Source organism: Pseudomonas sp. CC11G, assembly GCF_056174845.1.
In genome coordinates this window covers 1-26027 of the sequence record NZ_JBWBZC010000008.1, presented here as the reverse complement: position 1 = coordinate 26027, position 26027 = coordinate 1, and the positions used below count along the sequence as shown (strand labels likewise).

Here is a 26027-nt window from a genome sequence, read left to right as displayed (position 1 = left end):
TTGACGGTGCCCCACTCCGACACTCTTGGTCCCAGCCTTCGCTGGGATGACGGTGGGTGGCTTCAGAGTTTTGTGCCCCCAAAAGCATCGAGGCTGAAGCCTCTCCTACAGGGAACCGAGATTCCTTGTGGGAGAGGCTTCAGCCTCGATTGGGCCTAGCCTGAAACGAGCTAACTAAACTTAGTCGTCGTCTTTATCCGGCATCCCGTCCACAACGCCTGCGGTGTTATCCAACAGACTCTTGGTCGCGGTTTGCAGGAACGCTTCCAGCTGTTTCTTCAGCACCGGATCGATATCGCCCGGCACACGGGTGGCGCTGGCATGCGCGCCGAGGGTGTAGTCGTACAGACGTGGCTCGAAGCCTTTAGGCTGAATCAGAATGCGCTCAGGCGTGACGATGGCCACGGTCTGCTCACCACCCGACGGCTTGAACACGCCGATGCCATGGTCGCCTTCCGGCAGGGTCAGCAGGTCGCGGCCCCAGCACTGGTGACGCACCTGGCCACCGAGGCGGCCCATGATGGTCGGCACGATGTCGATCTGCGTACCCACGGTGTGGCGCACGGCACCGAATTTTTCCTGAATGCCTGGGCCGATCAGCAGCAGCGGCACGTTGAAGCGGAACAGGTCCATCTCGGTCAGTTGCTCGTCGCTGCCAAAACCATGGTCGCCGACGATCACGAACAGGGTGTCTTTGAAGTACGGCGCTTTACGCGCTTTTTCAAAGAACTGACCCAGCGCCCAATCCGAGTAACGCATGGCGGTCAGGTGTTCGTCCGAGCTGCTGCCGGTGTTCACCCGCTCGACCGGCAGATTGGCCGGCAAGGCGTACGGCGTGTGGTTGGACAGGGTTTGCAGCAAGGCATAGAACGGCTTCTTGCCGAAGTTGGTTTCCAGCTCCTTGGCGCCACGGTCGAACATGTCCTGGTCGGACACGCCCCAGGTGGGGTCCATGAATACCGGGTCAACGAAGTCTTCGCGACCAATGAAGTTGGTCATGCCCTGGTTACTGAAGAACCCCGACTGGTTGTCCCACTGGAAGTTGCCGTTGTAGACGTACAGGTTGTCAAAGTCGCGGGCATCGAGCAGTTGCGGCAGGCCGGAGAACTTGTGGTTGCCCTCGGGCATACGCATCAGGTACTCGAAGCTTGGCAGGTTAGGGAAGCACGCCATGGTGGCGAACATGCCCTGGTGGGTGTGGGTGCCGTTGGAGAAGAAGCGGTCAAACAGCACGCCCTCCTTCGCCAGTTTGTCGAACTCGGGGGTGATGTTCAGCGGGCTGCCGAGGGCGCCAACGAAGTGGCCGGCAAAGCTTTCCATCAGAATTACCACCACGTTCTTCACACCCGGCAAGGTGCCGTCTTCTGGCGGCGTGAAGTCACGGCGGATGGCGGCCTTGTCGGCGTCGACCAATACGTCGTGCGGGGTGAGGATCATCTTGCGCACGATCTCCTGGGCATCGGCATCCGGCATGGTGGATTTCCAGGCGTTTTTGCGATGGGAGGAGAAGCTGGCGGTGGCGGCGGAAACCAAAGTCAGGGTGCCGTTCAGGCCCAGCTGGTTGGCGAACATCGATTCGGTGGTGTACGCATCACCCCAGCGCAGCGGCGGGCCTTGAGTGAAAGTACCGCGGCCAGCGAGAACCGCCAGCACCAGGCACAGCACAAAGGCGACGCCACGCAGCGGCCAGGCCACCAGTGGACGCGGGCTGCTGGTGAACCCGGCGGTGTTGCGCGGGCGGCTTAGCAGGTCCAGACCTTTGAAGAGTTTCCACAGCACCCAGGTCGCGATCGCCCAGGCGAGCAGGTAGCGACCGACCGGGAAACCATTCCAGAGCATGCTCAGTACGGTTTTCGGGTCTTCCTGGAAATACTGGAACACCAGGCTGTTAAGGCGCTGGTGGAATTCGCGGTAGAAGTCCAGCTCGGTCAGGCCGAGGAACAGCGTGACGCTGGCAAAGAACGTCAGCCACACACGCATCCAGCCACGGCGGGCCATCAGCGGCGGAACCAGAATGGCGATCAGCAGCGGTGCACAGGCAAACACCATTACCCGCAGGTCAAAGCGCATACCGTTGAAAAAGGCTTCGGCGAACGTGGCGAAGGTGTCTTCACCGATCAGCTCGCGGTTGTACACCAGCAAGGCCACGCGCAGCAGCGTGTACAACACCAGAAAGGTGATGGCGCTGAGGAAGGTGAAGACCAGGTGGCTTTTAAGTGTGGGCGTGCCACGGGTTGCGGAGGAACTGCTCAGGGCGTCCGATTGTGCCATGTTGTCCAAGACTCACTGGTTAGGCGTGCGAGAAAAAAGGGTGACGAAGAATACTCCGCCGCCCCGCCAGAAGCGAAGCCGCGAATAGTCGATGAGCGAATGTGAAAATTTCGTTGAAACCAGGGTAACCGCCCCCCATTGGGCTGGCCCCCAGAGCAATCGAGGCTGAAGCCTCTCCCACCTTGAACCTCGGCTCCTGTGGGAGAGGCTTCAGCCTCGATGCCTTTAAAACAGACGCGAAGCCTTAGTCGTTGCTGGGTTTACCGATGGCTTTCAGCACGTACTGCGGCAGCGCAAACGCGCCCAGGTGCACTTCAGGGTTGTAATAGCGGGTCACAATTCCACTGCCGGCAAAGCGCTGGCGCAGCGTGTCTAGCGGAATATTCCGCAGGCCGGCGTTGGTGGCGCCCCAGGCAAACGTCATGGCGCCGCCGATATAGGTGGGTACCGCCGCCATATAGAAATGCCAGTCGGCGAACAGGCCGTTCATGCGCCCGGCGGTGTTTTCCACGCCATCGAGCTGCATAAAAGGTGTGCCGTTCTGGGTGACCAGAATGCCGCCGTCGTTCAGGCAGCGGCGGCAGGCTTGGTAGAAGTTTTCCGAGAACAGCACTTCGCCCGGGCCGATGGGGTCGGTGGAGTCGGAAATGATCACGTCGAATTTTTCGTCGGTGGTGGCCACGAAACGCATGCCGTCATCGATCACCAGCTTCAGGCGCGGGTCGTCATAAGCGCCCTTGGAGTGCTCAGGCAGAAACTCTTTGCACATCTCCACCACGGTGCCGTCGATCTCCACCATGGTGATCTGCTCGACGCTGCGGTGTTTGCTCACTTCACGTAGCATGCCGCCGTCGCCGCCACCGATGATCAGCACCTTGCGCGCGGCGCCGTGGGCCAGGATCGGCACGTGGGTGAGCATCTCGTGGTAGATGAATTCGTCGGCTTCGGTGGTTTGAATCACACCGTCCAGGGCCATGACGCGACCCATGCGCGGGTTTTCGAAAATCACCAGGTGCTGGTGTTCGGTGCGCACTTCGTGCAGCAGTTTGTCCATGCGAAAACGTTGGCCGTAGCCTTCGTAGAGGGTTTCCTGATAGTCGCTCATGGCGTTGCTCCTCTGCGCCGCGCCCAGGCGGGCACGGTAAAAAATCGGTAGCTGGAACACGGCGGCCCCAGGCGAGCGGCGCATTCTACGTGCGTACCCATGACAGGTCGAACCTTGGCGTGGAATTCAAAAGCAAGAACGGGCAAGACAGGCCCAAGGCCGACTCGTTATCGTTGCCGCCATGAACACAACCTTGTTATTGCCCTATATACCGCCTTGGAACTGGCTGCAGTTCCACGCCTACTTCGCCCTGCGCTGTCTGCCGGATATGGAGCGCGTGGACGAGCACGGTTACCGCCGCACCTTTCGCATTGGCGAGGTGCAGGGCTGGTTTGCGTTGCGCCATGTACCGGATAAAACGGCGCTGGAAATGACCGTCAGCCCCTCGGCCGTTGCGTTGTTGCCGGTATTGGCGGCGCGGGTTGAACGCATGTTCGACCTCAACACCGACACCACGCTGATCGCCCAGCACCTGAGCCTGGACCCGCAACTCGCAGCCTTGGTCGGCCGCTACCCTGGCCTGCGCATTCCCACCGCGTTCGACCCCTTCGAACAGGCCGTGCGCGCCATCGTGGGCCAGCAGGTGACGGTAAAAGCGGCGGTCACCATTGTCGGCCGGCTGGTCAAACGCCTCGGCGAAGACCTGGCAGACGCACCGCAAGACGGCCCGAGCCGCCTCTTCCCTACCCCGCTCGCCATTGCCGAGGCCAATCTCGATGGCATCGGCATGCCCGGCAAACGGGTCGCCACCTTGCAAGGTTTTGCCCGCGCCCTCACCGACGGCAGCCTGGCCTTGCACGCCAACGACGGCGTGGACGATCTGATCGAACGTCTCTGCGCCCTGCCCGGCATCGGCCCGTGGACCGCGCAGTACGTCGCCCTGCGCGCCTTTGGCGTGGCTGATGCGTTTCCGGCCAGCGACCTGGGCCTGCTCAAAGCCAAACTCTGGGGCAGCGCCGGCATCAGCGCGCGCGCCCTCACCGCCCAGGCCGAAGCCTGGCGACCGTGGCGCGCTTATGCCGCCATGTACCTGTGGCAAAGCTACGCGGAACCCGAGGAGTAAAACCCATGCACTACCGCTACCACGACAGCCCCATCGGCCCGCTGCTATTGGCCGGCGACGAACACGGCTTGCGCCTGCTGCATATGGACGGCGCGCAGCCTTGGGAACTGAACGAAAACTGGCACGCGGCGGATGCCGAGCTGGATGAGGTGTGCAAGCAGCTGGATGAGTATTTCGCCGGCCAGCGCCAGCAGTTCGACCTGCGCCTGGCGCCGTTGGGTACGCCGTTTCAGCAGGAAGTGTGGACGGCGCTGCAGCAGATTCCGTTTGGCGTTACCTGCAGCTATAGCGACCTGGCCCAGCGTATCGCGCGGCCCAAAGCGGTGCGTGCCGTGGGCACGGCCAATGGCGCCAACCCGATTGCGGTAGTCATTCCCTGCCACCGAGTGATCGGCAGCAACGGCACCCTCACCGGCTATGCCGGCGGCCTGGAGCGCAAGCAATTGCTGCTCCAGTTGGAAGGTGCCTGGTTGCTCTAGCGGTTGCCGCTAAATGCGCACGTTGCCGCGCGGCCCGGCGATAGCCCAGATAATCAGGCCCAGCACCGGCAGCAACACAATCAGCAGCACCCACAGCACTTTCATGCCGGTTTCGGCGCCGCTTTTCAGCACGTTGATAATCGCCCAGATATCCAGCGCCAGAATGATCAGGCCAATCAGACCGTTAAAACCATTACCCATGGTGGTACTCCTTCAGATGGGATTGCCCTTCTAGGATAGTCGGCCGCCGGGTTGGTTCAGGGTTCTTGTGCAGCGCGGATTGCGCGCAACGCCAGCCTATCGCTATTATGCGAACAGTTCTCACTTGAGAGCCATTCACCAACAGTGATTCCGGCATGTCCGCAGCTGAACCGCCTTTCCAACAAGCCATTCATGACCTCTACAGCAACCACCACGGTTGGCTGTTCGGCTGGCTGCGGAAAAAACTCGGCTGCTCACACAATGCTGCCGACCTTGCCCAAGACACCTTCGCGCGCATTCTCGCCTCCCGCGACGTAGTAGCCGGCATGCGCGAACCCCGCGCCTACCTGAGCACCACGGCGCGGCGCCTGGTCATCGACCGAGCGCGGCGCAAGCAGATCGAAGACGCCTATTTGCAGGAACTGGCGCTCACCGCCGAAACCCTGTCCGGTTTCCAATCGCCCGAGCAGATTCTGGTCACCCTCGAAGCCCTGGAACAGATCGCCTTCGTACTCGAAGAATTGGGCGCCAACGCGCGCCAGGCCTTTTTGCTGTATTTCCTCGACGGCCTGACCCAAATGGATATCGCCGCGCAGCTGGGCATTTCCGAGCGCATGGTGCGTAAGCATTTGATGAACGCGCTGCTGCGTTGCAGCCATGCGCTGGACGTGTAGTGGTGACCGTCAACGAACAAGCCGCTGACTGGCTGATCCAACTCAACGAGCCCGGTGCAAGTGAACAAGTGCGCGCCGACTTCGAAGCCTGGAAGCGCCAAGACCCCCGCCACGCGGCAGCCGCCGAACGCCTGCAAGGTTTTATTGGCCAGATGACCGCCCTGCGCCCACAGAAAGCCTCAGTGCATGCCGCCCTCGGCGCCGCCTACACCAGCCGCCACAAGCCGTACCGCAGCAAACGCAGTACCAGCGCCCTGTTGCTGATGCTTGCCCTATTGCCGGCCTGGGCGTTATGGCGCAGCGGCACGCCGGCCTATTGGCTGGCCGACCTGCACACCGCCCCCGGCCATTGGCAAACGCAAGTGCTGGCCGACCAGTCCGAGCTGACCTTGAACGGCAACAGCGCGGTGAATATCGAATTCGATGGCGACCGTCGGCATATCCAATTGCTGCGCGGCGAAGTGTTGGTGGAAGTCGCCCACGACCCCTCGCGGCCGTTTATCGTCGAAACCGAGCAGGGCCAGATCCGCGCCCTGGGCACCCGCTTTGTGGTCAAGCGCGAAAACGGCAGCACCCTGCTGACCATGCTCGAATCGCGCACCGCCGTTAGCGCCCACGACTCACGCGATAGCAAGATGGTCGACGCCGGCCAGCAGGCGCGCATCGCCGACGACCAGGTGCAACTGCTCGGCAAGGTCGATGGCGCGCGCTTCAACGACGCCTGGCAGCGCCATCAATTGCTGGTGGAAGACCGGCCGCTCAGCGAAGTGCTGGAACAGTTGGCCAACCAGCGCAGCGGTTACCTCTACTACGACGCCGAGTCGCTGGCCGACTTGCGCGTATCCGCCGTGCTGCCGCTGGACGACAGCGACCGCGCGCTGCAACTGATTGCCGATGCGTTGCCGGTGACCATCAAGCGCATCACGCCGTGGCTGGTGTTGGTGAGCCCAAAATAATTTCTCGGTAAAAAATCGCCCCAGGGTTCCGCATTGCCGTTCCTGCCCGTCAAGGAAGAAACCAACATGACAACAGGAACTGTCTTCGCCATGAGCATGAAGTCTCCACGCCATACCCTGGCGCCCACCGCGCTTGCCGTGCACCTGGCCCTTGGCAGCGCATTGGCGCTGGTGGTGCCCAGCATCGGCCACGCCGCCGAGGCCACCCAGCGCTACAGCATTGCCGCCGGCCCGTTGGGCGCCGCGCTCAATCAGTTTGCGCAACAAGCCGGCGTGGCGATCGTATTCGATGCCCAGCGCGTGGCCGGGCTCAGCAGCCCTGGCCTGCAAGGTGAATACGGGGTGAACGACGGCTTTGCCGCCTTACTGCGTAACAGCGGCTATGTAGCGCGCCAAGGCAGCAACGGCTTCGTGCTGCAACCGGCGCCCAAAGACGGCGAGCCGCTGTCGCTCAGCGCGGCTTCGATTACCGGCACCGGCCTGGGCGAAGTCACCGAAGGCACCGGCTCGTACACCACCGGCGCCAGCACCACCGCCACCAAGCTGCCGTTGTCGATCCGCGAAACGCCGCAGTCGGTCAGCGTGATCACCGAGCAGCGCATGCGCGACCAGAATATGGTCAGTCTGGAAAACGTCATCGCCCAGGCGCCCGGCGTGGAATTCAAAAAGAAGGGCAATTCGTCCGACGATGAAGTGGGGATTTTCTCCCGCGGGCTGAAGATCGAGAACTTCCAGGTCGACGGCATTCCCACCGTGTTCGAGCCGGAAATGAAAAGCCAGGACAACGACATGGCGGTGTACGACCACGTCGAAATCGTGCGTGGCTCCACCGGCCTGCTGAGCGGGACCGGCAACCCGTCGGCCACCATCAATATGGTGCGCAAGCGCCCGACCCGCGAGTTCCAGGCCTCGATCCAGGGCAGCGCCGGTTCGTGGGATAACTACCGCACTGAGATGGACGTGTCCGGCCCGCTCACCGAAACCGGCAATGTGCGGGGTCGCTTGGTTGGCGCCTACCAAACCGCCGATTCCTTCACCGACCGTCTGAGCACCGAACGCCAGGTGGCCTACGGCATCATCGAAGCCGACCTGACCGAGCGCGACACCGTCAGTTTTGGCGTCGACTACCAGGTTAAAAATGCGACGCCTGCGGCTACTTCGGTTTCCCGGCGTTTTTCAGTAACGGCAACCGTACCGACTTCGAACGCTCCTATAACTCGGCCGCCGACTGGAGCTACGCCGACCGCCAGCGCACCTCGGTATTCGCCACCTACGAACACCGCTTCGATAACGACTGGCTGGCCAAGGTGGCGTACACCAACACCCGCGACAAGAACGACGTGGAGTACGGCTGGTTCAGCAGCGTGAACTACCCAAATCAGGAAACCGGCGCGGGCGCCTCGCTGTTCTTCGCCAAATGGCCGAGCCGGCCCGAGCAGAACGCCATCGATGCCTACGCCACCGGCCCGTTCACCCTTTTCGGTCGCGAGCATGAATTGATGGTGGGCGTGAGCGCCAACAAGTACACCGCCAACGTCGGTGCCTATCCGTTGTGGAACGACTACAGCGGTAGCGGCTGGGACCCGTCCATTCCTAACGTTTACAAATGGCACGGCGACATTGCCCGCCCGCCCATGGCCAAAGAAGGCGATATCAAATACCAGCAGCGCAACACCGCCGCGTATTCCGCCGTGCGGCTGAAACCCACGGATGATCTGTCGGTAATTCTTGGCAGCCGCCTGAGCTACTTCAAGCTCGACAAGTCGGTGCAGTACGACTGGGACCCAGGCGTCGAGTACGCCCCCGAAGGCGGCAAGCGCAAGGAAACCGGCGAAGTCACCCCGTATGCCGGGGTGGTCTACGACCTCGATGAGCATTACTCGGTGTATGCGAGCTACACGAAGATTTTCAAACCGCAGACCGCGCAAACCCTGGAAGGCAAATTCGCCGACCCGGCCGAAGGCGACAGCTATGAAATCGGCAGCAAGGCCGAATACTACGGCGGCAAGCTGAACCTCACGGCAGCGTTGTTCGAAACCAAGCTCGACAACTACCCGGCGGGCACCGATATCAACGACAACCTAGGCAACGAGTACGTCAACCCGACGAACATCAAGATCAAAGGTGCGGAGTTGGAAGTGGCGGGCGAAATTCTGCCCGGCTGGCAGATGCAGGCCGGTTACAGCCATATCAACACCTACTACCCCGATGGCATGGATGTGAACGTCGGCTTCCCGAAAAACAGCGTGAAGCTGTTCAGCACCTACAACTTCCAGGGCGACTTGAACCGCCTGACGTTAGGCGGCGGCTTGCGTTGGGAAAGTGCCACGAGCTACGACAACACCCAGGTCATCCCCGGCCGTACGCTCTCGGCGAAGCAGGAAAGTTATGCCTTGGTGGATGTGCTGGCGCGCTACAAATTCGATGAACACTTCACCGGCACGCTCAACGTCGACAACATTTTCGACAAGGAGTACTACGCCAGCACCAGCGTTTATAGCGACCTGTATGGCGAGCCAAGAAGTGTGACGGCGACGTTGCGGTGGGAGTACTAAAAGCTTCGCGAGCGAGCTCGCTCCTACAGGTGGTGCGATGTGTAGGAGCGAGCTTGCTCGCGAACCCTGGAAACCCCGATTACAAGATTTGCCGACGTGGGCCCATCACATACCAATTGAAAAAGCCCAGCAGCGGGAAGAACAGCAAAAAGGTCAGCCACAAACCCTTCATCTGCCGCCGAATCGGGCTGCCTACGACGTTGTAGGCGGCCCACAGATGCAGCGCGATCAGCACGGCCAGGGCGGCGTAGGCCCAGTAGCGGTAGCTGTAATAGTCGAAGTCCAGAAACATGGCCTTTCTCGTCGCGGCGGGTTCTAACTAAAGAGCCCCGCCCCGGCGACTAGGTTCCACATTCCGCCCGCGCCGCTGGTCAGTAGGCGTTGAGGTCGATCAAGGCAAAGCTCGCCAGGGTCTGATGCCCCGGCAATTCCCCGCCCTCACGGGCCAGCCCGCAGGTTTGCAAACCGGCCTGCTGCGCGGCATCCAGCTCTTCCACGATATCCGATAGAAACAGCACGTCTTCAGCCGGCACACCGATGCTGGCGACGATGGTGCTGTACGACTGCGCCTCGCGCTTGGGCCCGGAGGTGGTGTCGAAATAACCGGAGAACAGCGGCGACAAATCGCCGGCCTCCGAGCACCCGAAAATCAACTGCTGCGCCTGAATGGAACCGGAGGAATACACGTACAGCGCGTAGCCCTCCTGCTTCCAGCGTTTCAGCGCTTCGACGGCGTCGGGGTAAACATGGCCCTTGAGTAGCCCGGCCTTGTAGCCCTCGGCCCAGACCATGCCTTGCAAGGCTTTGAGCGGCGTGGCTTTGCGGTCTTCGGCAATCCAAGCCAGGAGGATTTCGACCACCCGCAATACATCGGCCTGCGGCTCGCCGCTGAGTTCGCGTACGGCGTCTAGCTGTTCGGCTACCTGGGGTTGGCGGGCGTGGAGCAGCACGAATTCCGGCAGGTGCTCGGCGGCGAATGGGAACAACACATCGAAGACAAAACTCACCGCGCTGGTGGTGCCTTCGATGTCGGTGAGGATGGCTTTGATGGGCATGGATGGGTCCTTTCGGGGAACTGAATTCGGGCTCGAATAACACTCCCGTCATTCCCGCGAAGGCGGGAATCCAGAATCTATGCCTCAGCAAAAATTCTGGGTCCCCGCCTTCGCGGGGATGACGGCGGCAGGGAACAAGATCGTGAGGGGTTCAATCTTCTAAGCGAGGAAACTGGCTCGCGATGCTATCGCCGGTAAAGTTCGCCACCCAACCCTCAGGGTTGTTGAACAGGCGAATCGCAATAAAGTGCGGGTGCTCGCCCATGTCGAACCAGTGGCGGGTGCCGGCGGGCACCGAGATCAGGTCGTTCTTTTCGCACAAAACGGCGTACACGTAGTCGTCGATATGCAGCGTGAACAAACCGCGACCAGCCACAAAGAACCGTACTTCGTCTTCGCCGTGGCGGTGCTCGTCGAGGAACTTGGCGCGCAGTTCGGCTTTCTGCGGGTGGTCGTCGTTCAAGCTGATGACGTCCACGGTCACGTAACCGCGCTCGGCCATCAGTTTGTCGATTTGCGGTTTGTAGGCGGCGATCACTTCGTCCTGGCCAGCGCCCGGCTTGATCGGCGCCACGGCCTGCCACCGTTCAAACCGCACGCCGACGGAGGCCAGGGTGCTGGCGATGTCTTCGACGTGGTTCAGCACTTTGTTGGGTACGTCCGGGGTGGACACGGCAAATACACTGAGGCTGCTCATACGCTTGCTCCTCTTAGAGCGAGCATTTTCAGCTCGCACTCGAACAGAAATTCAAAGGCTTCAATCTGGCGCAAGGCATCGCTCATTTTTGCGCCCCAGGTGTACAGGCCGTGGCCGCGAATCAGGTAGCCGACGCAGTCGGGGTGCTGGTCGAGCCAGGGCTGAACCTTGGCGGCGAGCCGAGCGATGTCCTGGTCGTTGTCGAAAATCGGCACGCGCACCTGCGACTCGTGGGTGGCGATACCGCTAAAGGCTTTTTGCAGTTCGTAGTCTTCGAACACCAATTCGCTGGCAGTGGTGGCGCGCGACAGCACCGTGGCGTTCACCGAATGGGTGTGTAGCACGGCGCCAATATCGGCGTGCCATTGGTATAGCTGGGTGTGCAGCAGGGTTTCGGCGGAAGGCTTTTTGCCGGGTTCCAGGCTGTTGCCGTCGAGGTCGGTGGCCAGCACATCGTCCGGGCCGAGTTGGCCTTTGTGTTTGCCGGACACGGTCAGCAGCGCTTCAGTGGCCGACAGCCGTGCCGAGTAATTGCTGCTGGTGGCTGGCGACCAGCCCCGGCCGTAGAGAAAACGCCCCGCCGCGATAATCTCGTCGGCCAATTGTTCGCGGCTCATACCCGCTCCTCATTCAAATCGCTATGTGGCATAGATGGCTGTGCGAGGTTGCGGACGTTGTCGCTTGGCAAACGCATACCGATGATAACTGCTGCTGCCGTCGCCGCGATGCTGGCGATGGCAAAGGTCCAGGCCGGGCCCAGGGTGTTCCAGCTGTAGCCCGAGTACAGTGCGCCGAACGCGCCGCCAATTCCGGCCAGTGCGGCGTACAACGCCTGGCCCTGGCCTTGCTGGTTGGCGCCGAAACTACGCTGCACGAAATGGATGGCAGCGGCGTGAAAGCTGCCGAAGGTGGCGGCGTGCATGATCTGCGCGAGCACCAGCACCGCCAGGTGGTCGGCAAAATTGCCCAAGAGCAGCCAGCGCACCGCGGCCAACAGAAAGCTGGCCATCAGCACCTGACGCAGGGAAAAGCGCTGCAGGATGCGCACCATCAACAAGAACATCAGCACCTCGGCCACCACGCCCAGGGCCCAGAGCTGGCCGATAAAACCACGGGCATAACCCAGGGCTTCCAGGTGCAGGGTGAGAAAGGTGTAGTACGGCCCGTGGCTGAGTTGCATCAGGCCTACGCACAGGTAGAAGGCCAATACGCCGGGCTGGCGCAGCTGGGTAAGAAACCCGCCGGCATCCCGATGGTTTTCACGCACATAGGGCTGGGCATTGGGCACCCAGCAACTGCTGATCACAATGCCGGCCATGATGGCGATCAACGCCCAGGGGTAGATGTCCAGGCTCAGCCATTCGAACAGCTTGCCCAGCACCGCCACGCACACAATAAAACCGATGCTGCCCCACAGGCGGATCTGGCTATAACGCGCCGCCTGCTCGCGCAAATGGGCCAGGGTGATCACTTCGAATTGCGGCAGCACCGCATGCCAGAAGAACGCATGCAGGGCCATGATCAGCGCTAACCAGGCGTAGCTCTTGCTGATAAAGATCAGGCTGAAACACAGCAAGGTAGAGGCTGCACCAAAGCGCACGATGGCCAGGCGCTTGCCGGTGCGGTCACCAATCCAGCCCCACAAATTCGGCGCCACGCAGCGCATCAGCATGGGAATGGCCACCAGCTCGCCAATACGCGCCGGGCTAAAACCCAGGTGGTGAAAGTACAAGGCGAGAAACGGCGCCGTCGCCCCCAGCAGGGCAAAGTAGAAGAAATAGAAACTGGATAAGCGCCAGTACGGCAGAGCGCTCGCCATAGCGCTTACTGCCATACGGCGAGCAGCAGACTCACAGCTGGCCCAGCACCGGGGTGCTGACCTGCACGTCGGCATTCTGCGCGCGGTTGCGCAGCAGGTGGTCGAGCAACACGATGGCCATCATCGCCTCGGCAATCGGCGTGGCACGAATGCCTACACACGGGTCGTGGCGGCCTTTGGTGATCACGTCTTGCGACTCACCGGCCACATCGATGGAACGGCCCGGCGTGGTGATGCTGGAGGTGGGTTTCAATGCCAGGTGGGCAATGATCGGCTGACCGGAAGAGATACCGCCCAGAATGCCGCCGGCGTTATTGCTGAGGAAACCTTCCGGAGTCAGCTCGTCGCGGTGCTCGGTGCCGCGCTGGGCCACGCAGGCAAAACCGGCGCCGATTTCCACGCCTTTGACGGCGTTGATGCTCATCAGCGCGTGGGCCAGTTCGGCGTCGAGGCGGTCGAAAATCGGCTCGCCGAGGCCCGGCATCACGCCGTCGGCGACCACGGTAATTTTTGCGCCGACCGAATCCTGGTCACGGCGCAGCTGGTCCATATAGGCCTCCAGCTCTGGAACCTTGGCCGGGTCGGGGCAGAAGAAGGCGTTGTCTTCGACGCTGTCCCAGGTTTTGAACGGGATTTCGATCGGGCCCAGTTGGCTCATGTAGCCGCGTACCTGAATGCCGAAACCGGCCAGTACTTTCTTGGCGATAGCGCCGGCTGCCACGCGCATGGCGGTTTCGCGCGCCGAGCTGCGGCCGCCGCCACGGTAATCGCGTACTCCGTATTTGTGGTGGTAGGTGTAGTCGGCGTGGGCCGGGCGGAACAGATCCTTGATGGCCGAGTAGTCCTTGGACTTCTGGTCGGTGTTGCGGATCAGCAGGCCAATCGGGGTGCCGGTGGTTTTGCCTTCGAACACGCCGGAGAGAATTTCGACTTCGTCGGCTTCCTGGCGTTGGGTGGTGTGGCGGCTGGTGCCGGGCTTGCGGCGGTCGAGATCGATCTGCAGGTCCGCTTCACTCAGTTCCAAACCGGGTGGGCAGCCGTCAACGATGGCCACCAGGGCCGGGCCATGGCTTTCGCCAGCGGTGGTGACAGTGAACAGCTTGCCGTAGGTATTGCCGGACATGCAGGAGCGCTCCGCGAAAATCAGCCACAAAATCAAAGACGGCGGAGTATACCTGCGCCACCGGGCCAGTTCATCCTAGAACCTTATTCCATCTGCTGCGTCCAAACGCCAACCTCCTTATAAGTAGCCCTTTGATGCCACGCGCGTTCGTTCTGCTGCTGTTGTTTCTTCTGCCGGCCCTGGGCCAGGCGCAATCGTTCACTGTGCTGCAACGCCCGCAGGTACTGACTACCGCCAGCGGCGAGTTGTACGGCACGCTGCTGTTGCCCAAAACCGCTGAAAAAGTGCCGGTGGTGCTGCTCATTGCCGGCTCCGGCCCCACCGACCGCAACGGCAACAACCCCGAAGGCGGCAACAACGACAGCCTCAAACTGCTGGCGCAAACCCTGGCCAAGAACGGCATCGCCAGCCTGCGCTACGACAAACGCGGCATCGCCGCCAGCCGCCCCGCTACGCCGGATGAGCGCGATTTAAGCGTGGAAAAGTACGTCGCCGATGCCGTGGCCTGGAGCCGGAAGCTCAAGGCCGATGGGCGTTTTTCCACGCTGACGGTGGCCGGCCATAGCGAGGGCGCGCTGATCGCCAGCCTGGCCGCGCCCGCTGCGGGTGCCGATGCCGTGGTGTCGATGGCCGGCACCGGGCGGCCCATCGACCAGGTATTAAAGGAACAACTGCGCGACCACTTGCCCGCCCCGTTGCTGCCGCAAAGCCTGTGGATCATCGATCAGCTCAAAGCCGGCAACCCCGTCGGCGCGGTGCCGCCCGACTTGCAGGTGTTGTTTCGCCCCAGCGTGCAGCCTTACATGATGTCGCTGTTTCATCAGGACCCGGCCGGCGCGTTCGGGCAGCTGAAAATGCCCGCCCTGATTCTGCAGGGCAGCCACGATATGCAGGTGGAAGTGCGCGATGCGCAAGCACTCAAGGCGGCCAAGCCCGATGCGGAGCTGGTGATCATTGCCGGCATGAACCATGTGCTGCGTATCGTCGCCAACGAACCCAAGCAGCAACTGGCCTCCTACAATGACCCCAACCTGCCGCTGGCCGGCGAGCTGACCGAGCGTTTGGTGGCGTTTGTATCGGGTCTGAAGTAATAGCAGTGAGCCAGCCTCAAGCGCAGCGCCGGATAGCCGATAGAAAGCAGGACTAGTACGCTCGTACGTACATTGGCATTGCAGCTTGCGGACCACGCCCATGGCAGACACCCCCATACAAGAACAGGAAACGCCCGCGCCCGAGGAGACCACCGCCGTCGCCGAGGTCAGCGAAGCGCTGCCCCATCCCTGGAACGCGTTGCCCGACGAGCAGTTCCGGCTGCTGCGCCTGGCGCCCTTGCAGGCCGACCGCTACACCGGTCCGCGCCCGCTGCGCTTTGTGCAAATGGGCCGCCTGGCCCGGCACAGCCCCGACCAGAGCTTTCTGCGCCTGACCATCACCCTGCCCGGCATCATGACCCGCAAGGGCGACAACATGCTGGAGGTGTGGATCGACCACCGCCGCAAGGAAGTGCGTTTTGGCCCAGACAAGGGCCTGCATATCGAACCGATCAACCGTGGCCTCGGCCGATTTCTGCTCGCGCAGGGCATCGCCTGGGCGCAGCAGCGGTGTGCGCACTACACCGTCGAAGGCGGCGCGTTGGGCATAAAAGATGTGTTGAGCGAAGACGCCCGACTGCGCCGCGACCACTTTCTCAAAGCCCAGGGGTTTGACCTCGACTACGCCGATGCGCAGCAGGCCAAGGTCACCTATTCAGCGGACCGGGTCAGCAACCTCAAGGGCGACTGGAACAAGGAAAAAGTGCAAAGCATTGAGCTGATGGATGCCGCGGCGATGCTGGAGCAGGCCGACCATAACCTGCGCGAGCAAGATGGGAAGATTCTCAAGCAGCAGCAGCGGATCGATAGCTTGCGCCGGGAAGATGGTACGCAGCGGTTTACGATTGCGTGTCTGGTGGCGTTTTGTGTGTTTCAGGCGGGGTTGTTTATTTGGATGGCGTCGAGGTAACAAACTCAACGGCTCTGCTCCCCTCTCCCGCTAGGCCGGCCGGGCAGGCGAGAGGGGCCGGGGGTGAGGGCCGGCCCCAACGCGGTCTGTTAAAAAGCCCCTCACCCGCCCTTCGGGCACCCTCTCCCGCTAGCGGGAGAGGGGATTGATTCAAACCCGCGAAGCAAACAACGCCTGATGCACCCGGCACTGCTCTGCCGTCAGCAAAAACACGCCATGCCCACCGTTCACAAACTCCAGCCAGGTAAAGTCCACCTCCGGGTACAGCGACTCCACATGCACCTGGCTATTGCCCACTTCCACCACCAGCAAACCCTGCTCGGTCAGATGGTCAGCCGCTTCTGCCAGCATGCGCCGCACCAGGTCCAGACCATCGTCGCCGCAAGCAAGGCCCAGCTCCGGTTCGTGGTGGTACTCGGCAGGCATGTCGGCGAAATCTTCAGCGTCGACATAGGGCGGGTTGGACACGATCAAGTCAAAGCGCTGCCCCGGCAACCCGGCAAAGCCATCGCCCTGCACGGTGAACACGCGCTCTTCCAGGCTGTGGCGCTCGATATTCTGGTTGGCCACTTCCAGCGCTTCGAACGACAGGTCGGCCAGAATCACTTCGGCCTGGTCGAACTCGTAAGCACAGGCAATGCCGATGCAGCCCGAGCCGGTGCAAAGGTCGAGAATGCGCGTCGGGGTTTGCGCCAACCACGGGCTGAAGCGTTGCTGAATCGATTCGGCAATCGGTGAACGGGGAATCAGCACGCGCTCATCGACAATAAAAGGCATGCCGCAAAACCAGGCTTCGCCCAGCAAATAAGCCGTGGGAACGCGTTCTTCAATACGCTGTTTGAGCAGGGTGTGCAGGTAGTCGCGCTCGTCGTCTTCGAGGCGGCAATCGAGGTAGGCGTCGGCGATTTCCCAGGGCAGGTGCACTGCACCCAGCACCAGTTGCCGCGCTTCGTCCCAGGCGTTGTCGGTGCCATGGCCGAAGAACAATTCTTCAGCATGAAAACGGCTGACAGCCCAGCGAATGTGGTCACGCAGGGTACGCAAACGGGAAGTCGAAACGGTCACAGCGGCATCTCCAAAGTCGAGGCCGGCAGTTTAGCCGAAGGCGCATTACGCTCGGTTGGTTTATTGCGCCAGGCTGCAGCCAGCGCAATCCGTGGCCTAGCACATACGTACAAGCAAAAAGATTCACAGCCACCGCTTGTGGGGTGACAATGGCGGCCATTCGCATCGTCAGGAGCCTAGACATGTCCCAACCGCAAACCTTACTCCAGCTCACCGGCCGCAGTTATGCGCCGGCCAGTCTGAGTAATGCCTGCCTGCTGATCATCGATGCTCAAGAGGAATACCGCAGTGGCGTCATGCCCCTGCCCGGCCTGGACGCTGCCATCGCCGAAATCTCCGCTCTGCTGGAAACCGCCCGCGCCAATGGCTCGCCCATCGTGCACGTCAAACACCTAGGCGTGCCCGGCGGTTTTCTCGACCCGCAAGGCCCGCGCGGGCGCTTTATGCCTGAGCTGGCGCCGCTGCCGGGCGAGACCATCGTTGAAAAACGTTTGCCCAATGCCTTCTCCGGCACCGACCTGCACGCCCGCCTGGAAACCATCGGCCGCCTGGACCTGATCATTTGCGGCTTTATGACCCATTCCAGCATCAGCACCACCGTGCGCGCCTGCAAAGACTATGGTTATCGCTGCACCCTGGTGGACAGCGCCTGCGCCACCCGCGACCTGCCGTATGGCGATGGCGTGATCAGCGCGGGCGAAGTGCACCGCACTGAAATGGCGATTCTGGCGGACAACTTTGCCGCGCTGGTCAGCCATGCCAAGGCGTTGATCTAGAGAGACGATGCGACCAACTGCCCGCCCCAAATACGGGCAGTAATGAACCTCGCTCCCGGGGATGGGTCATACCGCCGACACCCTGAAAGGAAAGCGGAATGAAATTGTCTGATGGTTTCGACGCCCGACGCCTGCGCCCACGCGGTTCTGGGAGCTGGCGCTGGCGCTTCGCCGCCGCACTTTCGGCACTGTTTGCCGTGCTTGGCATTCTGCTCGCCATGGCCGGTGCGGCCACCCTCTTCGGCCACCCGCCTGCGCTGGGCGGTCTGAACGACACCCCCGGCAATGCCACGGTGATTCTGGTGTTCGGTCTGTTTCTGTTGTGGCTCGGTGTTGTGGCGTGGCGCCACTGCCGTCGCCGTCTGCGTCGGCCGAGCGACTTGGCGCTGGCCCCGCACCTGATGAAGAAGCACGACTAATCCACCCGTGAACGGCCACCGCTGAATGGGTAAACTAGGCCCCATTCGCGGAGACCTCCCATGCAAGACGACGATTTTTCCTGTTCAAAGCCGAAACTCGCGGCATCAAACCCCTGCAGCACGACCGCGCCGAAACCGGCAAACCCAAGGCCGACCGCGCCCGCGTGCAGGCCTTGCGCCAAGCCGCGACCATTACCGAAGGTGAAACCCGGGTGGACGGTTTGTCCGACCAGTTCGTGATTGATGTCGGTCCTGAAGACCCGCTGTCCTGGGCGCGAAATGGCGTACAGGAAGGCCAGATGCGCAAACTCAAGCTGGGCCAGGTGAGCTTCGAAGGCAGCCTGGATCTGCACGGCATGAGCGTCGAAAAAGCCCGCGACATCCTCTGGGAGTTTCTCGCCGAGGCCAACAAGCTGGAAATCCGCTGCGTGCGCGTTACCCATGGCAAAGCCGTGCGCATGGACGGCAAGCGGCCGATGATCAAAAGCCACGTCAATACCTGGTTGCGTCAGCACGAAGGCGTGCTCGGCTTCACCTCGTGCCTGGCCAAACATGGCGGCACCGGCGCCATTTATGTGCTGCTTAAACGCACCATGATGAATGGCCGCGACGAGTAATTACCCACTTCCCTTGAGAAAATGGCTGCATAACTGACTGATCGTGGCGTGCTTCGCCCTTGCCACGGCAAGCGGGGCGCCCTACCCTGCGTCTCTGCTTACTGCCCACCAAAGCCTTACAGGTAGATCCATGTCCCTGGAACAGAACTACACCGCGATCCTCAGCCAGCTGGGTGAGGACGTTTCCCGCGAAGGCCTGCTCGACACGCCAAAACGTGCCGCCAAAGCCATGCAGTACCTTTGCCGCGGTTATGAACAGACCCTGGAAGAAGTCACCAACGGCGCGCTGTTCAGCTCCGAAAGCAGCGAGATGGTGCTGGTCAAGAACATCGAGTTGTACTCGCTGTGCGAACACCACCTGCTGCCGTTTATTGGCAAGGCCCACGTGGCCTACATTCCAAGCGGCAAAGTGCTGGGCCTGTCGAAGGTTGCGCGAATCGTCGACATGTACGCCCGCCGCCTGCAGATTCAGGAAAACCTCAGCCGCCAGATCGCCGAAGCCGTGCAGCAAGTCACCGGCGCTCTGGGCGTTGCCGTGGTGATTGAGGCGCAGCACATGTGCATGATGATGCGCGGTGTGGAGAAGCAGAATTCGTCGATGGTCACCTCGGTGATGCTCGGTGAATTCCGCGAAAACGCCGCCACCCGCAGCGAGTTTCTTAGCTTGATCAATTGATCGCTGAGTGACGAAAAAACCGGCCTTGAGCCGGTTTTTTTTTGTGCCGCCAAAATGGGAGCCCCATCCCATGACGAGGAAAATTCCTACAAAGATAATCGCCGCTTGATCCAAGTCAGCCCCCGTCCCAGAGCCCCTCACTAGCCTTGGCCATCGCTCGTTTGCCTTCGAGCCGCACGCTAAGGAAGCACGACCATGGCCTATCTAGTCTGGCAGGAAGACCTCAACACCGGCATCCAGATCATCGACGACCAGCACAAGCGCATCGTCGCCATGATCAACCTCTTAATCCATGCCAACGAGCACAATCACAGCCGCGAAGAAGTGGGCGACGTGCTCGGCGAACTGGTGGATTACACCCTCTCGCACTTCGCGTTCGAAGAAGCCCTGTTGGAAGAAGCCGGCTACGCCTTCACCCGTCCGCACAAACGTGTGCATGAGATTTTTACTACGCGGGTCAGCGAGTTCAACTTGCGCTTCAAGGCCGGCGAGGATGTGACCCAGGAGCTGATCAGCCTGCTGTCGCGCTGGCTGTTCAACCATATCCGCAACGACGACAAGGCCTACGCGCAAACGGTAAAGAACAACATCGCGCAACTGGTGGACAACAAACACAGCGGCGGCTGGTTGTCCCGCTCGTTCAAGCGGTTTTTCGGCGAAGCCCACGCCTGACCGGCGGTTGCGGCAATTGCGCCCCGGCTGCGGCCAGGGCGCGCGCATTCAGGTAAGCTGCCGCCCTCGTTTTTTCCGCCGTAGAGGGTGTTGCTGTGCTTATCAAAGCGTTGCGAGTTGGCCTGGGCCAGCTCATCGTATTCATCGACTTCATTACCCGCCCGCGCAAACTCAAGCGCACGCCCGAGGCCCAGGCCCAGGTGGCCCAAGCCACCGCGAGCATGGCGCTGTATCAGTTCCATGCCTGCCCATTCTGCGTACGCACGCGCCGCACCATGCACCGGCTGAACCTGCCGATTGCCCTGCGCGATGCCAAAAACAATGAGCAGCATCGCCAGGCCCTGGAGAACCAAGGCGGCGCGATCAAAGTGCCGTGCTTGCGCATCGATGAAAACGGCGGCAGCACCTGGATGTATGAATCCAAGGCGATCATGCAGTACCTGGAAGACCGCTTCGCCACCGCTTAAAAAGCATCGAGGCTGAAGCCTCTCCCACAAGAGATTCATTTTCCTGTGGGAGAGGCTTCAGCCTCGAGTTTTTGATCTTCCTCGCTCCCCGCCTCAACGCCCTTGCTGGATTTCCGCCAGACGTTTGGCCAGGCTATCCAACTCTGGAATGGGCGCATCCGGCAGGTTGCGCAGCACCGCCTGAGTCATCCGCATCTGCCGGATAAACCGCCGGCAGTTGCTGCAACTGGCCAGGTGCACGCGCACGGCAATGCGTTGACGCAAACGCAATTGTCCGTCGAGAAAATCACTGGAATTGGCCACCAGTTCCTTACAACTCAGCAATGCCCTGTCTCCTCGAAATGCTCCAGGGTGGCAAACACCTTGAGCCGCGCGCGGTGCAACAGCACCCGTACGTTAGAGAGCGAGATATCGAGAAGATTACAGATCTCCTCCAACTCCAGCCCTTGCCGTTCGCGCAAATTCAGCACGCTGCCTTGCATCTCCGACAAACTCGCCAGGGTCTTTTCCAGGCACTCGCGCAGTTCTTCTTCGGTTAGCAGGGCGTCGGGCGAGTCTTGGTGCCAGGCGTGGGGCGCCAGCAACCAGTGGCCATCTTCGGCGAATCGGTCGTCACCAATGCTGCCGTGGGGCGAGGGAATATCGTCCAGCAGCACTTCGCGACGGTTGTGTTTGAAGCGGCTTTTTGCGGTGTTGGCGGTGATGGTTAGCAGCCAGGTTTTCAGGCTGGAACGGCCCTGAAAACCGGCCAGGTTGCGCACCACCGCTAGCCAGGCGTCTTGCACCACTTCGTCGGCGTTGCGGCTGCCGACAATGGCGTAGGCCACCGCGCGCATCGCCCCCTGGTAGGTGGCGACCATCTCGCGGTAGGCCCGCTGCTCGCCGGCCAGCAGGCGCGGCAGCAGTTCAGCGTCGGGCGCCTGGCTCACGACTTAGTGCTTGCGCAGAATCACGCTACCGATGGAGTAACCGGCACCAAACGAGCTGAGTACGCCCAGCGAGCCGCTTGGCAGGTCATCCTGGTTTTTGTGGAAAGCGATAACCGAACCGGCCGAACTGGTGTTGGCGTAGGTGTCGAGAATCACCGGGGCTTCATCCGGCAGCGCGTCGCGGCCCAGCAGTTTCTTGGTGATCAGCAGGTTCATGCTCAGGTTGGCCTGGTGCAGCCAGAAGCGTTTTACGTCGGACACCTGAATATCGTTGGCCGCCAGATGCTCGCCCACCAGCTCGGCCACCATCGGGCACACGTCGCGGAAAACCTTGCGGCCTTCCTGCACGAACAGCTTGTCGCGCTTGCCCACGCCCTCTTCCGCCGCACGGTTGAGGAAGCCGAAGTTGTTGCGGATGTTGTTGGAGAACGAGGTCAAGAGCTTGGTTCCGACGATATCGAACTGGTACTTCGAGGTCGCCAGGTCAGCACGTTCAACCAATACGGCGGTGGCTGCGTCGCCGAAGATGAAGTGGCTGTCGCGGTCACGGAAGTTCAGGTGGCCGGTGCAGATTTCCGGGCTCACCACCAGAATCGCGCGGGCCTGGCCGAGCTGGATGTTCTGGGTGGCAGCCTGAATGCCGAAGGTGGCCGAGGAACACGCCACGTTCATGTCATAGGCAAAACCGGTGATGCCCAGGGCAGCCTGAACTTCGATGGCCACAGCCGGGTAGGCGCGCTCGAGGTTGGAGCAGGCGACGATCACGCCGTCCACATCGGCGGCGGTCTTGCCGGCACGTTGCAGGGCCTGCTCAGCAGCGGCAACGCCCATCTGACAGAGAATGCCCCACTCTTCGTTGGAGCGCTCTGGCAGGCGCGGGGTCATGCGTTGTGGGTCGAGAATGCCTTCTTTGTTCATCACAAAGCGGCTTTTGATGCCGGAGGCTTTTTCGATGAAGGCGCTGCTGGATTCGTTCAGCGCTTCGACTTCACCGGCTTCGATGGCAGCAGCATTGTCGGCGTTGAATTGCCGCACGTAGGAATTGAAGGACTCCACCAGCTCATCGTTCGAAATGCTGTTTTCCGGGGTATACAGGCCGGTACCGCTGATGACGACGTTATACACGGTCGATCCTCTTGCAAGCTTAATTGATCGGAATGGCGGCTATTGTGCCCGAAAAGGACTACAAATCCCCAGCGATACAGGCTGACGTTCGTCAGCGCCGTTAAGGCACGCTCGTCACAACACAGGGCAACTCTCGGAAAACGGACCGGCGAAACCGGAAGCCGTCACCTTAGAAGGCTCTAGCTCCCATGTTTGACTGAATCGGCCGGGCAATTGGCCCGGCATTCCGTTCGCCATTGGAGGCCGTACGCCATGAATACCCCTGCCCACTACCCCGCCGACTGGTTGGAAAAAATCCGCCGCGAAGTCGCTTTTCTGTCACCAACGGCCTGCCCGGCGCAGTGGTGACTGCCCATCTGCAAGGTCAACCGCTGTTGCTGGAGGCCTTTGGCATGCAGCGCCTGTACAACGAAAAAGAGCTGATGCCGGTCCCCCAGGCCATGCGCGAAGACACCATTTTCGACCTCGCCTCCCTGACCAAGATTTTTTCCACCACCCTGGCTTATATGTACTTGGTCGACCAGCAGCGGATCGCCATCGACGACCCGGTCAGCCAGTACCTGCCCACGTTACCGGTGGCAGCAAAGGCCAGGTCACCCTCCGCCATCTGCTGCAGCACCGCTCTGGCATGCCTTCTTCCTGCCACTTCTACAACCCCAACCAGGTGCCCGCCGCGTTCTACTCGCAAACCCGCGCCACCAGCTGCCGCCTGCTGCCGCTGGTACCGCTGCTGCATGAGCCCGATACCGTCACGCTCTACAGCGACCTCAACTTCGCTTGCTGGGCCTGATCCTGGAAAAAATCACCTGTATTCGCCAGGACCAATTCGTTCACGAAACCATCTACAGCCCGCTCGGTTGCAACATACCGGCTACCGGCTGCAGCAGCAGGGCATCGCAAAAAACCGCTTTGAAGCCAGCGAACGGTGCGGCAACACCCGTGACGGGCATGTGACCTTCCCCAACATCGCAGCGCGAAACCGTTCAGGGCGAGGACAGGACGAGCTCGCTTTCTACTCAATGGCAGAAGTGTCGGGCCATGCCGGCCTGTTCTCCACAGCCGAAGAACTCGGTGTGTTGTGCCAGTTGCTCCTTAATGGCGGCACGTTCGGGCCTATCGACTCTGCTCGCCGCAAGTGGTCGACCTGTTCACCCAAACCCCGAGCAAGATGGCAGCTATGCCCTGGGCTTTCAGGTGCCCACTGCCAACACACAAGCGCTCTACGGGCTGTTACTCCCCGAAGCTGGGCGCGCCGTGGCCCACACGGCTGGACCGGCAAATGCGTGGTGATCGACTTCACCCACAACGCCTTCTTTGTTGTGCTTACTAACAAAAAAACACAGCCCGGTGCTGGTGATGCCCAACGGCAATCTCAACCACTTCGAGGGCGAGCTGCTGCCCGCCTCGCTCTATGGCGGGCCCGTGCAGCTGTTCTACGCAGGCCTGCTTAGCAGCTGAGGCAAGCGCAACGGCTAGACGCCACCCAGGCGTCTAGCGCGGGGATTGTGTGCGAAATCCGTAACAGATATTTACCGTGTAAAAACTGCAACATTTTGACACAGCACCTACTCTAAAAAGGCGCGTGGACTAGACGAACGCGGATAACGCCTTGCCGTTAATCCGCCCCAGGGGCGAAACCTGCCACCTCTCGCAACCCGCTCAGCCCGTTTGGCCGCAGGCCAGGCCCGCTAATAACGTGAACTGAATGCGTCAGGCCCCGTTATGCCAAAGAGCGGCGTGCCTTGCGTCAGGAGTCCTGCATGACTGAGCAATCCAAAGGCCTCACCCGGCGACAACTGTTAAAAACCTCCGCCACACTCTGGCCGCCGGCGCCGCTGCCAGCGCGCAGGCCGCCACCTGATCGGCACGCCCAAGTGGCTGCCCTTCGACCATAACGGCCCGATGTACTACGACAGCCCCGGCTGGCAATTCTTCACCGCCGAGGAAGCCGCCGAAGTCGAAGCCATCGTTGAACAACTGATTCCCGCCGATGAGCTGAGCGTGAGCGCGGCAAAGACGCCGGTTGCGCGGTCTTTATCGACCGCCAGCTGGTCGGCGATTACGGCGACTTCGGCCGCCTGTATATGGAAGGCCCCTTCACCCCCGGCACTCCGGCGCAAGCCGACCAGTCGCCGCTGGTGCCACGCGAGAGCGCTACCGCATCGGCCTCGCGGGTGCTGAGCAAATACTGCCAGGCCACCTTCCAGAAAAACTTCAGCGCCCTGGCGCCCGAGCAGCGCGACAAGGTGCTCACCGACCTGGAAAAAGGCGCCATTACCCTGGAAGGCATCGAGGCCAAGCCTTCTTCCAGCAGGTGCTGGACAACACCATGGAAGGCTTCTTCGCCGACCCCATCTACGGCGGCAACCGCGGACATGGTGTCGTGGAAGATGATCGGTTTCCCCGGCGCCCGGTACGACTACCGCGACTACATCGGGCTGCATAACCAGAAGCTGAACCTCACGCCGATTTCCATCATCGGCAGCTCCGCCTGGAACAAGAAGGGTTAATCACACCATGGCTAAGAAATTACCTTCCACCGATGTAGTGGTTGTTGGGCTCGGCTGGGCGGGTCGATCATCGCAACGAATTGGCCGACACCGGCCTCAGCGTGATCGGCTTCGAACGCGGCCCGTGGCGCGACACCGCCAAAGATTTCAACCTGGCCTCGGCCACTGACGAGCTGCGCTACAACCGCCGTCAGGAACTCATGCTGCGCACCAAACAGAACAATGCACCATGCGCAATAAGAGTCGGAAACCGCACTGCCCATGCGCCACCTGGGGCTCGTTCCACCCGGCAACGGCACCGGCGGCGCCGGCAACCACTGGGCCGGCATCACCTTCCGCTTCCAGCCCACCGAATTCCGTTTGCACAGCTACCTGACCGAGCGCTACGGCAAAGAGCTGCCCGCCGAGCTGACCCTGCAAGACTGGGGCACCACCTGGGAAGAAATGAGCCGCACTACGACGCCTTTGAGCGTCTGGCTGGGGTTTCCGGCAAGGCCGGCAACCTGAACGGCACCATTGTCGAGGGCGGTAACCCCTTCGAAGGCGCGCGTTCCAAGGAATACCCGAACCCGCCGACCAAGCAAACCTACGGCGCCGACGCTGTTCGCCGAAGCCGCGAAAAACCTCGGCTACAAGCCCTTCCCGGTACCGTCGGCACTGGCATCCCAGGCCTACACCAACCAGTTGGGCGTCACTATGGGGCCGTGCACCTTCTGCGGCTTCTGCACCAACTACGGCTGCGGCAACTATTCGAAAGCCAGCGCGATCGTCA

At 61.3% G+C, this 26027-nt stretch carries 27 protein-coding genes and 6 pseudogenes; 20 read left to right on the top strand and 13 right to left on the bottom strand.

Annotation, left to right across the window (positions count from 1 at the left end; genetic code table 11):
* Window positions 1–180: 180 nt before the first annotated feature.
* A complete protein-coding gene (locus tag AC0V2S_RS12105; protein WP_475509954.1) occupies window positions 181–2271 on the bottom strand; it encodes an LTA synthase family protein in 2091 nt (696 codons plus the stop codon).
* Between the two features lie 244 nt (window positions 2272–2515).
* Complete coding sequence (speE, locus tag AC0V2S_RS12100) at window positions 2516–3376, bottom strand: polyamine aminopropyltransferase (RefSeq protein ID WP_475509953.1); 861 nt, start codon at window positions 3374–3376, stop codon at window positions 2516–2518.
* A gap of 181 nt (window positions 3377–3557) precedes the next feature.
* On the opposite strand from speE, the gene AC0V2S_RS12095 reads away from it, so the two are divergent.
* Window positions 3558–4439 carry a DNA-3-methyladenine glycosylase family protein gene (locus AC0V2S_RS12095; protein ID WP_475509952.1) on the top strand — a complete coding sequence of 294 codons (882 nt, stop codon included), beginning with the start codon at window positions 3558–3560 and terminating at the stop codon, window positions 4437–4439.
* Between the two features lie 5 nt (window positions 4440–4444).
* Window positions 4445–4918: a methylated-DNA--[protein]-cysteine S-methyltransferase gene (locus AC0V2S_RS12090; RefSeq protein ID WP_475509951.1), complete on the top strand. Its 474-nt coding sequence runs from the start codon at window positions 4445–4447 to the stop codon at window positions 4916–4918.
* 9 nt (window positions 4919–4927) lie between these two features.
* Here AC0V2S_RS12090 and AC0V2S_RS12085 read toward each other — a convergent pair whose 3' ends face one another.
* Window positions 4928–5119: a PLDc N-terminal domain-containing protein gene (locus AC0V2S_RS12085; protein WP_110618342.1), complete on the bottom strand. Its 192-nt coding sequence runs from the start codon at window positions 5117–5119 to the stop codon at window positions 4928–4930.
* A gap of 155 nt (window positions 5120–5274) precedes the next feature.
* Here AC0V2S_RS12085 and AC0V2S_RS12080 point away from each other — a divergent pair, with 155 nt between their 5' ends.
* The 4 genes and pseudogenes from AC0V2S_RS12080 to AC0V2S_RS12065 all read left to right on the top strand — a co-directional run.
* Window positions 5275–5793: a sigma-70 family RNA polymerase sigma factor gene (locus AC0V2S_RS12080; RefSeq protein WP_475509950.1), complete on the top strand. Its 519-nt coding sequence runs from the start codon at window positions 5275–5277 to the stop codon at window positions 5791–5793.
* Between the two features lie 2 nt (window positions 5794–5795).
* A complete protein-coding gene (locus AC0V2S_RS12075; RefSeq protein WP_475509949.1) occupies window positions 5796–6749 on the top strand; it encodes a FecR family protein in 954 nt (317 codons plus the stop codon).
* Between the two features lie 66 nt (window positions 6750–6815).
* Window positions 6816–7601, top strand: a pseudogene (locus AC0V2S_RS12070) (STN domain-containing protein); the annotation flags it as partial.
* A 389-nt stretch (window positions 7602–7990) separates the two neighbouring features.
* Window positions 7991–9304 (top strand): annotated as a pseudogene (locus tag AC0V2S_RS12065) (TonB-dependent siderophore receptor); the annotation flags it as partial.
* Window positions 9305–9383: 79 nt separating this feature from the next.
* Here the strand turns inward: AC0V2S_RS12065 and AC0V2S_RS12060 are convergent.
* From AC0V2S_RS12060 to aroC, 6 genes are all read right to left on the bottom strand, one after another.
* Window positions 9384–9596, bottom strand: coding sequence for a PLDc N-terminal domain-containing protein (locus tag AC0V2S_RS12060; RefSeq protein WP_475509948.1), 213 nt, complete (start codon window positions 9594–9596; stop codon window positions 9384–9386).
* Between the two features lie 79 nt (window positions 9597–9675).
* On the bottom strand, window positions 9676–10359 hold the full coding sequence (gene mtnC / locus AC0V2S_RS12055; protein ID WP_475509947.1) for an acireductone synthase: 684 nt from the start codon (window positions 10357–10359) through the stop codon (window positions 9676–9678).
* 151 nt (window positions 10360–10510) lie between these two features.
* On the bottom strand, window positions 10511–11056 hold the full coding sequence (locus tag AC0V2S_RS12050; protein WP_475509946.1) for a 1,2-dihydroxy-3-keto-5-methylthiopentene dioxygenase: 546 nt from the start codon (window positions 11054–11056) through the stop codon (window positions 10511–10513).
* Window positions 11053–11673 carry a methylthioribulose 1-phosphate dehydratase gene (locus AC0V2S_RS12045; protein WP_475509945.1) on the bottom strand — a complete coding sequence of 207 codons (621 nt, stop codon included), beginning with the start codon at window positions 11671–11673 and terminating at the stop codon, window positions 11053–11055. Before AC0V2S_RS12045 ends, AC0V2S_RS12050 begins: the two co-directional genes overlap by 4 nt.
* Window positions 11670–12875: an MFS transporter gene (locus AC0V2S_RS12040; RefSeq protein ID WP_475509944.1), complete on the bottom strand. Its 1206-nt coding sequence runs from the start codon at window positions 12873–12875 to the stop codon at window positions 11670–11672. Before AC0V2S_RS12040 ends, AC0V2S_RS12045 begins: the two co-directional genes overlap by 4 nt.
* Before the next feature lie 31 nt (window positions 12876–12906).
* Window positions 12907–13998, bottom strand: coding sequence for a chorismate synthase (aroC, locus tag AC0V2S_RS12035; protein ID WP_475509943.1), 1092 nt, complete (start codon window positions 13996–13998; stop codon window positions 12907–12909).
* 134 nt (window positions 13999–14132) lie between these two features.
* On the opposite strand from aroC, the gene AC0V2S_RS12030 reads away from it, so the two are divergent.
* Window positions 14133–15089, top strand: a complete 957-nt coding sequence (locus AC0V2S_RS12030; RefSeq protein WP_475509942.1) for an alpha/beta hydrolase family protein — start codon at window positions 14133–14135, stop codon at window positions 15087–15089.
* 100 nt (window positions 15090–15189) lie between these two features.
* Entirely contained in the window at window positions 15190–15999 is an 810-nt protein-coding gene (locus tag AC0V2S_RS12025; protein ID WP_475509941.1) for a hypothetical protein, read from the top strand.
* 150 nt (window positions 16000–16149) lie between these two features.
* Here AC0V2S_RS12025 and prmB read toward each other — a convergent pair whose 3' ends face one another.
* Window positions 16150–17064: a 50S ribosomal protein L3 N(5)-glutamine methyltransferase gene (prmB, locus tag AC0V2S_RS12020; RefSeq protein WP_475509940.1), complete on the bottom strand. Its 915-nt coding sequence runs from the start codon at window positions 17062–17064 to the stop codon at window positions 16150–16152.
* Window positions 17065–17246: 182 nt separating this feature from the next.
* On the opposite strand from prmB, the gene AC0V2S_RS12015 reads away from it, so the two are divergent.
* The 6 genes and pseudogenes from AC0V2S_RS12015 to AC0V2S_RS11990 all read left to right on the top strand — a co-directional run bounded on the left by AC0V2S_RS12015 (window position 17247) and on the right by AC0V2S_RS11990 (window position 20691).
* Window positions 17247–17840 carry a cysteine hydrolase family protein gene (locus AC0V2S_RS12015; protein WP_475509939.1) on the top strand — a complete coding sequence of 198 codons (594 nt, stop codon included), beginning with the start codon at window positions 17247–17249 and terminating at the stop codon, window positions 17838–17840.
* Between the two features lie 98 nt (window positions 17841–17938).
* Window positions 17939–18259, top strand: coding sequence for a hypothetical protein (locus AC0V2S_RS12010; RefSeq protein ID WP_475509938.1), 321 nt, complete (start codon window positions 17939–17941; stop codon window positions 18257–18259).
* 60 nt (window positions 18260–18319) lie between these two features.
* Window positions 18320–18876 (top strand): annotated as a pseudogene (locus tag AC0V2S_RS12005) (Smr/MutS family protein).
* A 130-nt stretch (window positions 18877–19006) separates the two neighbouring features.
* A complete protein-coding gene (gene folE / locus AC0V2S_RS12000) occupies window positions 19007–19552 on the top strand; it encodes a GTP cyclohydrolase I FolE (RefSeq protein ID WP_110618358.1) in 546 nt (181 codons plus the stop codon).
* 195 nt (window positions 19553–19747) lie between these two features.
* A complete protein-coding gene (locus AC0V2S_RS11995) occupies window positions 19748–20224 on the top strand; it encodes a bacteriohemerythrin (RefSeq protein WP_475509937.1) in 477 nt (158 codons plus the stop codon).
* 95 nt (window positions 20225–20319) lie between these two features.
* Window positions 20320–20691 (top strand): glutathione S-transferase N-terminal domain-containing protein, encoded by a 372-nt coding sequence (locus tag AC0V2S_RS11990; protein WP_475509936.1) that lies wholly within the window; start codon window positions 20320–20322, stop codon window positions 20689–20691.
* Window positions 20692–20784: 93 nt separating this feature from the next.
* On the opposite strand, the gene AC0V2S_RS11985 is transcribed toward AC0V2S_RS11990, so the two are convergent.
* From AC0V2S_RS11985 to AC0V2S_RS11975, 3 genes are all read right to left on the bottom strand, one after another.
* Complete coding sequence (locus tag AC0V2S_RS11985; protein ID WP_475509935.1) at window positions 20785–21015, bottom strand: anti-sigma factor family protein; 231 nt, start codon at window positions 21013–21015, stop codon at window positions 20785–20787.
* Window positions 21009–21551 carry an RNA polymerase sigma factor gene (locus AC0V2S_RS11980; RefSeq protein WP_475510137.1) on the bottom strand — a complete coding sequence of 181 codons (543 nt, stop codon included), beginning with the start codon at window positions 21549–21551 and terminating at the stop codon, window positions 21009–21011. The genes AC0V2S_RS11985 and AC0V2S_RS11980 overlap by 7 nt, the downstream gene beginning before the upstream one ends.
* A gap of 72 nt (window positions 21552–21623) precedes the next feature.
* Entirely contained in the window at window positions 21624–22745 is a 1122-nt protein-coding gene (locus AC0V2S_RS11975; RefSeq protein ID WP_475509934.1) for a beta-ketoacyl-ACP synthase III, read from the bottom strand.
* A 341-nt stretch (window positions 22746–23086) separates the two neighbouring features.
* Here AC0V2S_RS11975 and AC0V2S_RS11970 point away from each other — a divergent pair.
* The 6 genes and pseudogenes from AC0V2S_RS11970 to AC0V2S_RS11945 all read left to right on the top strand — a co-directional run.
* Window positions 23087–23275: pseudogene (locus tag AC0V2S_RS11970) on the top strand (hypothetical protein); the annotation flags it as partial.
* 77 nt (window positions 23276–23352) lie between these two features.
* A complete protein-coding gene (locus AC0V2S_RS11965) occupies window positions 23353–23535 on the top strand; it encodes a hypothetical protein (RefSeq protein ID WP_475510136.1) in 183 nt (60 codons plus the stop codon).
* A gap of 1246 nt (window positions 23536–24781) precedes the next feature.
* Window positions 24782–25093: pseudogene (locus AC0V2S_RS11960) on the top strand (gluconate 2-dehydrogenase subunit 3 family protein); the annotation flags it as partial.
* Window positions 25060–25191 carry a hypothetical protein gene (locus AC0V2S_RS11955; protein ID WP_475509933.1) on the top strand — a complete coding sequence of 44 codons (132 nt, stop codon included), beginning with the start codon at window positions 25060–25062 and terminating at the stop codon, window positions 25189–25191. The pseudogene AC0V2S_RS11960 and the gene AC0V2S_RS11955, both read left to right, overlap by 34 nt.
* A 325-nt stretch (window positions 25192–25516) precedes the next feature.
* Complete coding sequence (locus tag AC0V2S_RS11950; protein ID WP_475509932.1) at window positions 25517–25762, top strand: hypothetical protein; 246 nt, start codon at window positions 25517–25519, stop codon at window positions 25760–25762.
* Between the two features lie 9 nt (window positions 25763–25771).
* Window positions 25772–26027: pseudogene (locus AC0V2S_RS11945) on the top strand (hypothetical protein); the annotation flags it as partial.

Excerpts from the sequence above, each read along its gene's own strand:
- AC0V2S_RS12105 (WP_475509954.1), bottom strand. The coding sequence starts at position 2,271 with ATGGCACAATCGGACGCCCTGAGCAGTTCCTCCGCAACCCGTGGCACG.
- speE (WP_475509953.1), bottom strand. The coding sequence starts at position 3,376 with ATGAGCGACTATCAGGAAACCCTCTACGAAGGCTACGGCCAACGTTTT.
- AC0V2S_RS12095 (WP_475509952.1), top strand. The coding sequence starts at position 3,558 with ATGAACACAACCTTGTTATTGCCCTATATACCGCCTTGGAACTGGCTG.
- AC0V2S_RS12090 (WP_475509951.1), top strand. The coding sequence starts at position 4,445 with ATGCACTACCGCTACCACGACAGCCCCATCGGCCCGCTGCTATTGGCC.
- AC0V2S_RS12085 (WP_110618342.1), bottom strand. The coding sequence starts at position 5,119 with ATGGGTAATGGTTTTAACGGTCTGATTGGCCTGATCATTCTGGCGCTG.
- AC0V2S_RS12080 (WP_475509950.1), top strand. The coding sequence starts at position 5,275 with ATGTCCGCAGCTGAACCGCCTTTCCAACAAGCCATTCATGACCTCTAC.
- AC0V2S_RS12060 (WP_475509948.1), bottom strand. The coding sequence starts at position 9,596 with ATGTTTCTGGACTTCGACTATTACAGCTACCGCTACTGGGCCTACGCC.
- mtnC (WP_475509947.1), bottom strand. The coding sequence starts at position 10,359 with ATGCCCATCAAAGCCATCCTCACCGACATCGAAGGCACCACCAGCGCG.
- AC0V2S_RS12050 (WP_475509946.1), bottom strand. The coding sequence starts at position 11,056 with ATGAGCAGCCTCAGTGTATTTGCCGTGTCCACCCCGGACGTACCCAAC.
- AC0V2S_RS12045 (WP_475509945.1), bottom strand. The coding sequence starts at position 11,673 with ATGAGCCGCGAACAATTGGCCGACGAGATTATCGCGGCGGGGCGTTTT.
- AC0V2S_RS12040 (WP_475509944.1), bottom strand. The coding sequence starts at position 12,875 with ATGGCGAGCGCTCTGCCGTACTGGCGCTTATCCAGTTTCTATTTCTTC.
- aroC (WP_475509943.1), bottom strand. The coding sequence starts at position 13,998 with ATGTCCGGCAATACCTACGGCAAGCTGTTCACTGTCACCACCGCTGGC.
- AC0V2S_RS12030 (WP_475509942.1), top strand. The coding sequence starts at position 14,133 with ATGCCACGCGCGTTCGTTCTGCTGCTGTTGTTTCTTCTGCCGGCCCTG.
- AC0V2S_RS12025 (WP_475509941.1), top strand. The coding sequence starts at position 15,190 with ATGGCAGACACCCCCATACAAGAACAGGAAACGCCCGCGCCCGAGGAG.
- AC0V2S_RS12015 (WP_475509939.1), top strand. The coding sequence starts at position 17,247 with ATGTCCCAACCGCAAACCTTACTCCAGCTCACCGGCCGCAGTTATGCG.
- AC0V2S_RS12010 (WP_475509938.1), top strand. The coding sequence starts at position 17,939 with ATGAAATTGTCTGATGGTTTCGACGCCCGACGCCTGCGCCCACGCGGT.
- folE (WP_110618358.1), top strand. The coding sequence starts at position 19,007 with ATGTCCCTGGAACAGAACTACACCGCGATCCTCAGCCAGCTGGGTGAG.
- AC0V2S_RS11995 (WP_475509937.1), top strand. The coding sequence starts at position 19,748 with ATGGCCTATCTAGTCTGGCAGGAAGACCTCAACACCGGCATCCAGATC.
- AC0V2S_RS11980 (WP_475510137.1), bottom strand. The coding sequence starts at position 21,551 with ATGGTCGCCACCTACCAGGGGGCGATGCGCGCGGTGGCCTACGCCATT.
- AC0V2S_RS11950 (WP_475509932.1), top strand. The coding sequence starts at position 25,517 with ATGCGCCACCTGGGGCTCGTTCCACCCGGCAACGGCACCGGCGGCGCC.